The sequence below is a fragment of the Caballeronia eucalypticola genome (assembly GCF_047608185.1).
Classification (GTDB): Bacteria; Pseudomonadota; Gammaproteobacteria; order Burkholderiales; family Burkholderiaceae; genus Caballeronia.
In genome coordinates, this window is the sequence record NZ_JBLKRU010000018.1 from 14259 (window position 1) to 26751 (window position 12493).

Consider the following 12493-nt stretch of genomic DNA (forward strand, 5'->3'; position numbering starts at 1 on the left):
AAGTCGGCCGGACCAAGGCGCGATTCCTGCTATCCCGGTGCGGCCTGCTGCCAAACCTGTGTATCCTGACGCACTGATAGAAACTGCTGAAACCATGAACGACGCCAGGACCGCTGCCCGACCCGGTTAAACGATACCGCCGGACGTCGAAAGCTGACCGGATGATGGTCGAACGTTAAAGGCAGTATCAACGATCATCGCCCGCCTGCTGCCCCGGTATCGAAAAGCGGCCGCGCCGCATCCGTCCATGCAATCCCAATGGAGCCCCCCATGCAACCCGATTCACCCGCAGGCATTCCCGGTCAAGGCCCGCAACCCTTGAGCGACGAACTCATCGATTTCGCGAGCGAAGTCTTCGACGTAGCCCGCCGCGGCGACGCCGCCATGCTCGACACCTTGTTGCATAAAGGCCTGCCGCCGAACCTGCGCAACGACAAGGGCGACACGCTTGTCATGCTCGCGAGCTACCACGGTCACGCTGATGCAGTGCGCGTGCTGCTCGAACACAAGGCAGACCCGAACCTGCGTAACGACAACGGCCAGACGCCTATCGCGGGCGCGGCGTTCAAGGGCTACAAACCGGTTATTGAGGCATTGCTGGAACACGGCGCGGACGTGGAAGGCTCATCGCCGGATGGACGCACCGCGTTGATGATCGCGGCCATGTTCAATCGGATGGAGATGGTGGAGTACCTGATCGAGAAAGGCGCGAACCCCGACGCGAAGGACGCGAACGGTTTCACCGCGCGCGACGCCGCCGCGAAGATGGGCGCTCCCGACACCGCCGCGCGGCTCGCGCAGGCGACCGAGGCGAAGTCGCGTCCACCGGGCGTTTGAGCGAAGCCGGACCCATGAGACGAAACGGAACGAACCACGCGCAGCCGCTTGGCCGGCCCGTATCGCATCTCACCCTCAATCCACGCGCCGTCGATACCCCACGCGACGGCGCACGAATCTCGTGAAGGCGATCCTGCAAGATGGAGCTCTTGTGATGAGTGGCGGTTTCCCGCTTCGAGCGTACGAATGGCACTGGCGAACAGTGGCCCGGGCGCTTGCGATCCTCCTCGTCGTGGCGGTCATGTCGGGATGCAGCCTGTTCCCGCATCAGGCGCCCGCGCCGATCGTCGACTTGTCGACGCCGCAACCGCCCGCCGAGCCGGAAGTCGTGGAGCCGGAGGAGCCGGCATCGACGCCGGTCGTCACGCAGCCTCCCGTCGAACCGAAAGCGCCGCGCCCCGCGCCCAAACGGCGAGTGGTCGTGCCGAAAAAACCGCCGCCGCCCCCGCCGCCGCCCGTCGAAGAAAAAGCGCCGCCTGTGCCGCCGCCATTGCTCACCACGCGCATCATGCAACACGAGCAGATCCGCGGTTTGCTCGACAGCGAGATCCAGCGCCCGGACGGCAAGGTGATCGGCCGCGCGGTCGACATGTTTGTCGATGCCAGCGGCAAACCGAAGATCATGATCGTGAACCTGGCGGGTTTTCTGGGTATCGGGGACCGCAAGGTGACGTTCCCGTGGACCGCGTTCAGGTTCAATCCGGCCACGAAAAAAGCGCCCATCACATTCGCGGTTCCGATTCCGGCGCCTGGCAGCAATCCAGCGTCGAACGCGGCGAAAGCGAAGGCCCAGGAAGCATCGGCGAGACCCGGTTCGGTTAATGACATTGCGCCGACGCTCGCTCAGCTCATCGACTCCAATGTGTCGCAGAAAAGCGGCGCGCGGATGGGCCGCGTCGTCGACGTGCTGGTCGATTCGCAGGCGCAGCCTCAGGCACTCGTGATCGATCTCTCCGATTCCCTCGCCGCCGACAAACGTCAAGTCGCCGCCAACTGGCCCGACCTGCACGTGGTCTCGCGCAACAAGGTAATGCAATTGCAACTGGATTTCACCGACGCACAGATCAAAGCCGCTCCAACTTACTCGCCCGATCAGCCGATCAAGATCATTTCGCCCGTCGTCCCGCCACAGGAACCCGCCGAATCGCCGGAGCCCGCTTCGGCTTCAGCTTCAACGGCTCCGGCTTCGGCTACGCCTCCGGTTGCGGCTGCTGCCTCTGGCCCGGCGTCAGGCGTGAAAGCCGGTGCGGCGGCCGTTGCGCGCCCCTCGAAACAATGAGGACGATCTGAGCTATGGGAATTGCACGAAGTCTGCGCGCGCTCGATTGGCTGAACTTCTTTGTCGCGAATGTGCAGACTGGCTTTGGGCCGTTTATCGCCTCTTATCTCGCTGCGAACAAATGGACGCAAGGCGAGATCGGGCTGATGCTGAGCGTCGGCACGATCAGCGCGATGGCGAGCCAGTTGCCCGCCGGCGCGCTCGTCGATGCGTTGCGCAACAAGAAAGGCGCGGCCGCCGCGGCCATCATCGCGATCATCGTGAGTGCGTTGCTGCTCGGCGCGAGCCCCACGTTTACGGTCGTGTTCGCGGCCGAAGTGCTGCACGGGTTTGCGAGCTGCATGCTCGTGCCGGCCATGGCCGCGATCTCGCTCGCGCTGGTTTCGCGCGCCGATCTCGGCAACCGGCTTGGGCGCAACGCGCGCTGGGCGTCGATCGGCAGTGCGCTCACGGCGGCAGCGATGGGTTTGTTCGGCGAATATCTCTCCCTGCGATCGGTGTTCTTCTTGACGGCGGCGCTGGCATTGCCGGCGCTGATTGCGTTGAACATGATTCATCACGAGATGGCGCCGGTTGTACCGCGCATCAAAAAGGCCGCGGCGAAAGCGGGCGCGAGTATCGCGGGAGCGGTGAGCGCGGCCGGTGCCGACCGGCCCGAAAGCCTGCGGGATCTGTTGCGCGATCCGCGGCTCCTGACCTTTGCGGCGTGCGTGGTGCTGTTCCACTTGTCGAACGCCGCCATGCTGAATCTCGCTGCCGGCGAAGTCACGGCGCACATGGGCGACAACGTCCAGCTCGTGATCGCGGCGTGCATTATCGTGCCGCAGTTCATCGTGGCGGGGTTGTCGCCGTGGGTCGGGCGGCAGGCGCAAAGCTGGGGGCGCCGGCCGGTGCTGATCATCGGTTTCTCGGCGCTGCCGTTACGAGCGCTGCTGTTCGCGGCTGCGAGCAGCGCGAGCAGCCCTTACCTGCTGGTGCCGGTGCAGATGCTCGACGGTATCAGCGCGGCCGTGTTCGGTGTGATGCTGCCGCTGATTGCAGCCGACGTAGCCGGCGGCAAGGGCCGATACAACTTGTGTATTGGATTCTTCGGGCTGGCGGCGGGCGTGGGTGCAACATTGAGCACGGCGATAGCGGGTTTCGTCGCAGACAAGTTCGGCGTAAACACAAGCTTCTTTGGGCTGGCTGCAGCCGGCGCGCTGGCCGTGGCGCTGGTATGGCTGGCAATGCCGGAAACCAAGGATGCCGCCGCCAACGACGAAGCCGCCAAGGGCAAGGAACGCGAGGAACCTACTCCGGCGGCTTGAGTGGATCGCAGCGGATCTCAGTGGATCGAGCGAAGGAAAATGACGAATACCAGCACGGCCCCAGGTTTTTCCTGCTCGCGACACGAGGGCGTTGTCACTATCCAGCTCACGCGCGTGGAGCAACATAATCGTATTGATCCCGCTGATCTGCCCGGGCTCAGGGAAACGATTGCATCGGCGGCGAACGATGAAACAACCATAGCGTTGGTCGTCACAGGAACCGGCACGGCTACGTTCAGCTCGGGTTATACGTTGTCCGAGCTGGCTGCGGGCAATATCGACGATTCGTTTGAAAGCTTCCTGAACGAGCTCGAAGCCTGCCCGCTGCCCACAATCTGCGCGCTCAACGGCAGCGTCTATGGCGGGGCAACGGATCTTGCGCTCTGCTGCGATGTGCGCATAGGCGTAGAGCGCACGCGCATGTTCATGCCGGCTGCGCGAATCGGCTTGCACTATTACCCCGACGGCATGCGTCGATACGTTCGTGAGTTAGGTGTCGCTCAAGCGAAGCGGCTCTTTCTTACGGGCATGACATTGGATGCTGCTGAGATGCTGCGCATCGGCTTCCTGACCGAGCTTGTGCAACCCGCGCAGTTGAGTTCGCGCACGGCGGAATACATCGATGCGCTTCGCGCTTGCGTACCGAATGCCGTGCGTTCAATGAAGCGTCAACTGAACGCTATTGCCAATAACGATCCCACGCTCAGGGCCGACAGAAGCGCTTACGAGCAATCACTTCAGAGTCCGGTCATCGCTGAACGCATCAGGCAGCGCCGCGGCTGATTTACTTCAACGGCTCAAGCATGCCGAGCAGCGTAGGAATCAGCTCGCTGACGGTCGGATGAATATGCATCGCGCGTTGCAACGTGATGTACGGCGCGTCGGCATTCATGATGTCGATGAACGTATGGATAGCTTCGTCGGCCTCAATCCCCAACATGGCCGCGCCGAGGATCTTCTTCGTTTCGGCATCGACCAGTACTTTCATGAAGCCATCTGTCTCGCCGCGTTCGCGAGCCCGGCCGACGCGTGACATCGGCATGGTGGCGATCAATGCAGGCCGGCCGTCCTTGCGTACTTCCGTTTCGCTCATGCCCACGCGCGCAAACGGCGGATCAACGAAAACGGCGTAGCACATGATGCGCGAATCGACGCTGCGCGCCTCGCCGTCCACCACGTTCGACGCAACGATTTCATAATCGTTGTACGACGTATGGGTGAACGCGCCGCGACCGTTGACGTCACCCAGCGCCCAGACGCCCTTCGTCTGAGTGCGAAGCTGGCCATCCACATCGATCAGACCGTGCTTGTTCAACGCGATGCCAGCCTGCTCCAGCCCGAGGTCATCCGTGTTCGGCGTGCGTCCGGTCGCAAACAGCAAATGCGACGCTTCGATGCTTATCTGATCCTGCGCCAGGTCCTTCAGCGTGATCCGAATCCCCTTGCCTGCCGGCTCGAGTTTCGACGCCTCGGTGTTGAACAAGAATTCCACGCCTTCCCGCAACATGACCTTCTGGATCTGAACCGCGAAGTCCTTGTCCTCACGTGCCAGCACGCGGTCGCCCCTAACGAGCACCGTCACGCGGCTGCCGAATCGACGGAACATCTGCGCGAATTCCAGCGCAATATAACTTCCGCCGACTATTGCCAGATGCTCCGGCAACTCGGTCAATTCGAAGATGGTCGAATTCGTAAGATGTGAAACACTGGCCAGCCCTTCGATCTCCGGCACGGTTGCACGCGTGCCGGTATTGATGAAGATAGCGTCCGCGTCGAGTTCCTGTTGCTCGCCGCCGGGCCCCGTCACGCTGATCGAATGCGCGCCTGTAAAACGGCCGTGGCCATTGAAGACCACCACGTTCGGCGTGCTGCGCAACCACTTCTCCACGCCGTTGCGCGACTCTGCAATCACCCCATCCTTGCGCGCCTTCACTCGCGCCAGGTCGACCCGCACCTCGCCTTCCACGATCACCCCGTAGTCGCCGGCATGACGCACGACATGCGCCGCACGCGCGCTCGCCACGTAGGTCTTGGTCGGCGTGCAGCCCACGTTCACGCACGTGCCGCCGAACAAATGCCGTTCGATCACGGCGGTCCGCCGGCCGCTCTCGGCGAGCTTGACGGCGAGCGGGCCGCCGCCTTGTCCTGTGCCAATCACGATAGCGTCGAAGTGCTGTGCCATGCGAACCTCCCAATGAATAATCTTGCCGGATCAATGGACGAATGCCGCGTCTTCGCATGGTAGCTCGTCATAGTCGATCGCGCTGCATGAAAGCACCCGCCTCTCAGTGCGTTTTCCGCATGGGCGGGTCGAGTTTTAATCGCTTGTGGCCGAGTGTCACGCCCGATAAAACTACCGCCACTCACGTCGCGGATCACTGCGGCGCTTCACCTTTCCTGGCAATCACGATGCGCACCTACCTTAATTTCATTGATGGCCGTTTCGTCGAGTCGCAATCCGATTCTTTCTCCGACGTCAACAATCCCGCTACCTCGGCCAATATCGCACGCGTCACGCTCGCTTCGCACGACGACGCGCTGCGTGCGGTCGAAGCTGCGTCGCGTGCGCAGAAAAAGTGGCGCGCCCTGACAGCGATTGAGCGCGGAGAACATCTGCGCCGTTTCGCCGACGCCCTCGTCGAGCGCGCTCCGCAGATTGGTGCAGCGCTTGCGCTGGAGTCGGGCAAGAGCGTGGCCGATTCGGAGAACGAAGCCCGCTATGCCGCCGACATCACGCGATATCACGCGGAATGGGCGCGCCGGATTGAAGGCGAAGTCATTCCCAGCGATACGCCGAACGAAAACCTTGTTCTGCATCGCGAACCGATCGGCGTAGTGGCCTGCCTGATCCCGTTCAACTACCCGGTGTATACCCTGCTGCGCAAGATCGCGCCCGCGCTGATCACCGGGAACACCGTCGTCGTGCGGCCGAGCAATAACACGCCGGCGTCGGCATTCGAGATCGCCGAAGCGGCGCTTCAAGCCGGCCTGCCTGCGGGCGTCTTCAACGTGCTCGCGATGGACCACGCTACCGCCGGTGTCGTCTGCACGCATCCCTCAGTCGGCATGATTACGCTCACCGGCAGCGTGGGCGCCGGGCGCATCGTGCTCGATTATTGCAAGGCGAATATCGCCAAGCCTTCGCTCGAACTCGGCGGCAAGGCGCCGGCGATCATCGAGCCCGACGCCGATCTTGAAGCGGCAGCGAGCGCTATCGTGGCATCGAAGACCACGCATTGCGGGCAATTGTGTACGGCAATGGAGCGCGTCTATGTGCACGCCAGCGTGCACGACCATTTCGTCGAATTGCTGCGCACGAAGATGCATGCGGTCAGCTTCGGCAACCGCTCACAGGATGCATCGAAGATGGGTCCGCTCGTCAGCCGCTCGGCGCAGCGCAACATTCATGCGATGGTCGAACGTGCTGTCGCCGAAGGCGCGACGATCGCGACGGGCGGCGTGTTGCCCGAAGGTCCCGGCTATTTCTATCCGGCAACGCTGCTGATCAATTGCCGCCACGACATGGAAATTGTCCGCGAAGAAATCTTTGGGCCCGTGCTGCCGGTGATCTCGTACAACACGCTCGACGACGCCCTCGCGATGGCGAACGACCATCAGTACGGCTTGTCGTCGGTTCTGTACACCGAGAACTATCGCACCGCGATGCGCGTCGCCAACGAAATTGAAGCCGGCGAACTGTACGTGAACCGCACGCCCGCTGATCCATACCAGGGCTTTCACGCCGGCTGGAAACGCTCGGGCCTCGGCGGCGATGACGGCAAGCACGGCATGCTCGAATTCACGCAGACGCGTCTTGTCGTCATGAAGTATTGAGCCTCATTGCGCCTTTAATCGATCAACATTTATTCGAGCATTTATAAAAACGGCGTTCAGATTTGAACAGCCGAAGGAGACTTATTGTGGAAAAAACCTTGACCGGCATTACACCGCCAATAGCCGATACAACCCGCGCGCAGCGATACATCCAGCTCATGCTGCTGGTGATTGCCGCGGGCGCGATCTATCCGCTGCTGTATTTGCGTCAGGTCTACCAGACGCCAATGCTCGAGTTTTTTCATATCGACAATAGCCAGCTTGGTTATTTGTATTCGATACTCGGCACCGTCTTCCTGATCAGCTATTTGCCGAGCGGCTGGCTTGCCGACCGCATCGCACCGCGTTTCCTGATCTGCTTTTCGTTGATCGCGACCGGCGGGCTTGGGCTCGTGTATTCGACCGCGGCCAGTTTCCCCGTTTTGCTCGCCGTGTTCTGTTGCTGGGGACTGACGACGGGCCTGACCTTATGGGCTTCCATCCTGAAGCGCGTAAAGACCATCGCCGCGCACGACGAACAAGGCCGCTTCTTCGGCTTGCTCGACGGCGGACGCGGCTTGATCGAAGCGCTGCTTGCAACCATCGCGCTGGTGATCTTCGCGACCGCGACGGAGAAGCACGGCCTGCCGATCAACGTAGGCTTCAAATATGTCGTCTACCTGTATTCGGCCGTCTGTATCGGGCTCGGCTTGTTGATGGCGCTGGTCAAGGACCCGCCCGCCACGGCTCAGGAAAAACAGCAGGCAGCAGACGATCTCAAACACACGCATTCGCTGTGGAACGATCTGCTCACGCTGATGCGCATTCCACAGCTTTGGCTGATGGCGGCCATTGTGTTCTGCGGTTATCAGATCTTCTGGGCTACTTACAGCTTCTCCGCTTACCTGCAAGTCGGCGACCTCAAGATGACCGTGGTCATGGCCGGCACGCTCACCACGCTCAAGCTGTGGATGCGCCCGATTGGCGGCATTGGCGGCGGTTATCTCGGCGATCGTTTCTCCACGCTCGGCGTGTTGACCAGCGCGCTGTTTCTTGCGGCGCTCGGCCTGGTTGCGCTGGTCGTGCTGCCTACGCTCGGTCATATCGATCCGCGTGCCGGCGTTGCGATGATCGCTATCGTGGTGCTGGTGCTCGGCATCCTTACATACGCCATTCGTGGGCTCTACTGGTCGCTGCTTGATCAATGCGGCATTCCGCTTCGTATAACGGGCTTGGCCATTGGCCTCGTTTCGCTGATCGGTTATTCGCCCGACGTGTTCTTGCCGCTCGTGAACGGCTGGACTACTGAGCATTTCCCCGGCCTCCTCGGCTACCAGTTTTACTTCTCCTACATTGCTGCGATCAGCGTGATTGGCGGCATCGCCGCACTCGCGCTCAAGCGTATGCGCACGACCGTTGCAAAGGACGCCCTCCAATGAAAATCGTCTCTCTCGAAACGCATTTCGTCGCCGTACCGCCGCCACACCTGGGCGGCATGTACTGGATCTTCGTGAAGCTGAAAACCGCTTGCGGGATTGAAGGTGTAGGCGAAATTTATTCGGCGACGTTCCATCCGAAAGCGATGGCGCACATTATCGACGACGTGTTCGGGCGGTATCTGCAAGACCACGATCCGCATCACGTAGAGCGCTTTTTCCGCGAAGCGTATTCGAGCGGTTTCACGCAACGCCCCGATCTCACGATGATGGGCGTAGTCAGCGGCCTGGAAATGGCGTGCTGGGACATTATCGGCAAGGCAGCGGACAAGCCGGTGTATGAACTGTTGGGCGGACTCGTCAACGAACGGCTGCGCTCGTACACGTATCTCTACCCGAAGAACGCCGCAGGCGAATACGACTACGACGACGTCGACCTCGCCGCTGAATGTGCCGTACGCAATGCGGACCTCGGCTTCACCGCAGTCAAGTTCGATCCGGCCGGTCCGTACACCGCGTACTCGGGCCATCAGATTTCGCTCGAGGTTCTGGAGCGTTGCGAGACCTTCTGCAAGCGCATCCGCGAAGCTGTTGGCAACCGATGCGACCTGCTGTTCGGCACGCACGGGCAGATGGTTCCCTCGTCTGCTATCCGTCTTGCGCAACGTCTCGAGAAGTACGACCCGCTGTGGTTCGAAGAGCCCGTCCCGCCCGGTCAGGAAGACGCCATGGCGCAGGTCTCCCGGCACACCAGCATCCCTATTGCTGCCGGTGAGCGGCTCACGACCAAGTATGAATTTTTCAAGCTGCTGCAAGCGGGCGCGGCGTCCATTTTGCAATTGAACGTGGCGCGCTGCGGCGGCTTGCTCGAAGGCAAGAAAATCGCGGCCCTCGCCGAAGTTTATTACGCGCAGATCGCCCCGCATTTGTACAACGGTCCCATCGGCGCGGCCGCCAGCATCCAGCTCGCCGCCTGCACGCCCAACTTCCTGATCCAGGAAAGCATCGGCACCTGGGACGGCTTTCATGCCGAGATACTCAAGACGCCGATTCAATGGGAAGACGGTTATATCGTGCCGTCGAAGGCGCCGGGACTCGGCGTGGAATTGAACATGGATGTGGTACGTGCCCATTCTCCCTACACCGGCGATTGTCTGCACCTGCAGATGGCGTCAAAGCCTGCCGATGTCCGGGATTCCTCTCCGGCCAAAGGCTGAGGCCGAGTACACAACATGAATTACGACTACATCATCGTCGGCGCGGGATCGGCCGGCTGCATTCTCGCCGAGCGGCTGTCAGCGTCGGGACAATACTTCGTGCTCGTGCTCGAAGCAGGCGGCAAGGCCGACTCGTTCTGGTTCAAGATTCCGGTCGGGTTTGCCAAGACCTACTACGATCCGGGCTGCAACTGGATGTATTACACCGAGCCGGAAGCAGAGTTGGCGGACCGGAAAATCTATGCGCCGCGCGGCAAGGTGCAAGGCGGCTCCGGCTCCATCAACGCGATGATCTACGTGCGTGGCGCGCCCCGCGATTTCGACGACTGGGCGGCTGCAGGCAATGCGGGCTGGTCGTATAAAGACGTGCTGCCGTATTTCCGCAAGCTTGAAACTCATGAGGCCGGGAACACCGAAGTGCATGGGGCGAGCGGCCGGATCCACGTGACGTCGATGAAACGCGGCATTCACGCGATCACGCGTCACTTCCTCGATGCCTGCGATCAACTGAATATTCCGCGCAACGACGACTTCAACGGCGCGAAGATCGAAGGCGTTGGCGTCTACGATGTGAACACCCACAAGGGACAACGTGCGTCGAGCAATGTGGCGTATCTGGAGCCGGCGCTGAAGCGCTCGAACGTGCATATCGAACATCACGCGCTGACTTCGCGTGTGCTGTTCGATGGACTGCGCGCAACAGGGGTTGAGGTATCGCAGAACGGTGTCAAGAAGACTTTCCACGCTGGACGAGAAGTGATTTTGTGCGCGGGCGCAGTCGATACACCCAAGCTGCTACAACTCTCCGGCATCGGACCGAAGGAACTGCTTGCACGCCACGGGATTCCTCTTGTGCATGCGTTGCCGGCCGTCGGCCAGAACCTGCAGGATCACCTTTGCGCGAGCTATTACTATCGCGCGAACATGCCTACCCTGAACGGCGATTTTGGTTCGTTGTTAGGCAAGCTGAAGCTCGGCCTGCAGTACTTGCTGACGCGCAAGGGACCGCTCGCAATGAGCGTGAATCAGGCCGGCGGCTTTTTCAGCACGGACCCGGCCAGCCCGCTTGCAAACCTCCAGCTTTACTTCAATCCGTTGTCGTACCGGATTCCGAAATCGAACCGCTCGCAGCTCACGCCCGAGCCGTATCCGGGCTTCCTGCTCGCGTTCAATCCGTGCCGGCCGACAAGCCGCGGATCGATCGAGATCGCATCGCCGAACGTCAGCGACGCTGCGTTGATCCACGCGAACTATCTGACGACGCAAAAGGATATCGATGAAGTGATCCAGGGCAGCCGGCTGATCCGCTCGATCATGCAGGCCCCGGCGTTGCGCGCGGTGACGGTGGAAGAAACGCTGCCGGGTGCATCGGTCGTACCCGATGGCGACGAAGCCGCCATGCTGCACTATTTCCGCGAGAACAGCGGCTCGATTTATCACCTGTGCGGATCGTGCGCAATGGGCCCGGACCCGCAGACCTCCGTGGTCGATGACCGCCTACGCGTGCATGGTATCGAGGCGTTGCGCATTGTCGATGCCTCCATTTTCCCGAACGTCACGTCCGGCAACATCAATGCACCCGTGATGATGGTGGCGGAGAAAGGCGCACAAATGATTCTCGACGATGCCACCGCGCCCACCACCTTCGTTCAACGCGAAGCGCTGGCCGCCGCTTCAGTCTGAAGCCACTGCTGGAAAAGCCGATGCGTCCCGCTTGCACGTTGCTCGGGACGCACCACTAGCCAGTACGATTGCCGCCCTTCTATCTCCACATCCAGCACCTGCCGCAATTGCCCGGACGCCAGTTCGGCCGCGATCATGTGACGATCGGCAATGGTGATGCCCATGCCGTCAATGGCCGCTTGTATCGATAAATCGAGCAGGTCGAATTCGTGGCCGTTGTCCGTGTGCACGCCTTCAATACGCGCAGCGCCCAGCCAGTGTTGCCAGGTCAGATACCGCTGATCTTCGCCCGACAAAACATGCAGCAAGGTGAAGCGGTTCAGGTCCACCGGCGTATCCGCGCCCGCGCGATCCAGCAACGCGGGCGACGCCACCGCGATATGCCGCTCGTGCATCAGCAAGGTACTTTCGAGGTTGCTCCATTCGCCATCGCCGAAACGCACCGCGCAATCCAGCCGGTTCGAATCCGCGATGCCATCGTCCACGCGCGTCGTGATGCTCAGGTCGAGTTGCGGAAATGCTTCACGCAGACGCCCGAGGCGCGGCACCAGCCAGCGCGCGGCAAAGGTCGGCGGGACGTTGATGCGCAAGCGGTTGACATCGTTTTTTTGACTGATCGCGCGAACCGTCAGTTCGATCTTGTCGAAGGACTGCTGCAACGCACGCAATAACACGCGACCGCTCGGCGTGAGGACGAGGTGCTGATGACGGCGGGAAAACAGCGTCTCGCCGAGCTGCTCCTCGAGCTGACGGACCTGCCGGCTGACCGCGCTTTGCGTGACGTTCAGCAACTCGGCTGCGCGAGTGAAGCTGCCGGTGGTACCGGCCGCTTCGAAGGCTTTGAGCGCATTCAGCGCGGGCATTTTACGTTTCACGATGCTCTGGACAGTTCGTTTGGCGCGCGGAGTACCGGCGAGCCGG

10 protein-coding genes are annotated in these 12493 nt (G+C 61.4%); 8 read left to right on the top strand and 2 right to left on the bottom strand.

All coding sequences use genetic code 11. From position 1 onward, the window contains the following. The first annotated feature begins 270 nt into the window (after positions 1-270). The 4 genes from ACMX25_RS20910 (at position 271) to ACMX25_RS20925 (ending at position 4206) form a co-directional block, all read left to right on the top strand. Entirely contained in the window at positions 271-837 is a 567-nt protein-coding gene (locus ACMX25_RS20910) for an ankyrin repeat domain-containing protein (RefSeq protein ID WP_414951985.1), read from the top strand. A 154-nt stretch (positions 838-991) separates the two neighbouring features. Then, positions 992-2116 carry a hypothetical protein gene (locus ACMX25_RS20915; protein ID WP_414951986.1) on the top strand — a complete coding sequence of 375 codons (1125 nt, stop codon included), beginning with the start codon at positions 992-994 and terminating at the stop codon, positions 2114-2116. Positions 2117-2130: 14 nt separating this feature from the next. Further along, the gene (locus ACMX25_RS20920) at positions 2131-3423 is read left to right on the top strand and encodes an MFS transporter (RefSeq protein ID WP_414951987.1); all 1293 of its coding nucleotides are present in this window, start codon (positions 2131-2133) and stop codon (positions 3421-3423) included. Positions 3424-3462: 39 nt separating this feature from the next. Next, complete coding sequence (locus ACMX25_RS20925) at positions 3463-4206, top strand: enoyl-CoA hydratase/isomerase family protein (protein ID WP_414951988.1); 744 nt, start codon at positions 3463-3465, stop codon at positions 4204-4206. A 1-nt stretch (position 4207) separates the two neighbouring features. Here ACMX25_RS20925 and ACMX25_RS20930 read toward each other — a convergent pair whose 3' ends face one another. Next, positions 4208-5605, bottom strand: a complete 1398-nt coding sequence (locus ACMX25_RS20930; RefSeq protein WP_414951989.1) for an FAD-containing oxidoreductase — start codon at positions 5603-5605, stop codon at positions 4208-4210. 227 nt (positions 5606-5832) lie between these two features. Here ACMX25_RS20930 and aldA point away from each other — a divergent pair, with 227 nt between their 5' ends. The 4 genes from aldA (at position 5833) to ACMX25_RS20950 (ending at position 11572) form a co-directional block, all read left to right on the top strand. Next, entirely contained in the window at positions 5833-7257 is a 1425-nt protein-coding gene (aldA, locus tag ACMX25_RS20935; RefSeq protein WP_414952090.1) for an aldehyde dehydrogenase, read from the top strand. A gap of 86 nt (positions 7258-7343) precedes the next feature. Next, the gene (locus ACMX25_RS20940; protein WP_414951990.1) at positions 7344-8675 is read left to right on the top strand and encodes an MFS transporter; all 1332 of its coding nucleotides are present in this window, start codon (positions 7344-7346) and stop codon (positions 8673-8675) included. Beyond that, positions 8672-9889, top strand: coding sequence for a mandelate racemase/muconate lactonizing enzyme family protein (locus tag ACMX25_RS20945; protein ID WP_414951991.1), 1218 nt, complete (start codon positions 8672-8674; stop codon positions 9887-9889). Before ACMX25_RS20940 ends, ACMX25_RS20945 begins: the two co-directional genes overlap by 4 nt. 15 nt (positions 9890-9904) lie before the next feature. Continuing rightward, entirely contained in the window at positions 9905-11572 is a 1668-nt protein-coding gene (locus ACMX25_RS20950) for a GMC family oxidoreductase (RefSeq protein WP_414951992.1), read from the top strand. Here the strand turns inward: ACMX25_RS20950 and ACMX25_RS20955 are convergent. Beyond that, entirely contained in the window at positions 11539-12435 is an 897-nt protein-coding gene (locus tag ACMX25_RS20955; RefSeq protein WP_414952091.1) for a LysR substrate-binding domain-containing protein, read from the bottom strand. The genes ACMX25_RS20950 and ACMX25_RS20955 overlap by 34 nt on opposite strands. Positions 12436-12493 lie beyond the last annotated feature (58 nt).

Bases quoted from the DNA above. Each gene is read 5' to 3' on its own strand.
- ACMX25_RS20910 (WP_414951985.1), top strand. From the start codon at position 271: ATGCAACCCGATTCACCCGCAGGCATTCCCGGTCAAGGCCCGCAACCC.
- ACMX25_RS20915 (WP_414951986.1), top strand. From the start codon at position 992: ATGAGTGGCGGTTTCCCGCTTCGAGCGTACGAATGGCACTGGCGAACA.
- ACMX25_RS20920 (WP_414951987.1), top strand. From the start codon at position 2,131: ATGGGAATTGCACGAAGTCTGCGCGCGCTCGATTGGCTGAACTTCTTT.
- ACMX25_RS20925 (WP_414951988.1), top strand. From the start codon at position 3,463: ATGACGAATACCAGCACGGCCCCAGGTTTTTCCTGCTCGCGACACGAG.
- ACMX25_RS20930 (WP_414951989.1), bottom strand. From the start codon at position 5,605: ATGGCACAGCACTTCGACGCTATCGTGATTGGCACAGGACAAGGCGGC.
- aldA (WP_414952090.1), top strand. From the start codon at position 5,833: ATGCGCACCTACCTTAATTTCATTGATGGCCGTTTCGTCGAGTCGCAA.
- ACMX25_RS20945 (WP_414951991.1), top strand. From the start codon at position 8,672: ATGAAAATCGTCTCTCTCGAAACGCATTTCGTCGCCGTACCGCCGCCA.
- ACMX25_RS20950 (WP_414951992.1), top strand. From the start codon at position 9,905: ATGAATTACGACTACATCATCGTCGGCGCGGGATCGGCCGGCTGCATT.
- ACMX25_RS20955 (WP_414952091.1), bottom strand. From the start codon at position 12,435: ATGCCCGCGCTGAATGCGCTCAAAGCCTTCGAAGCGGCCGGTACCACC.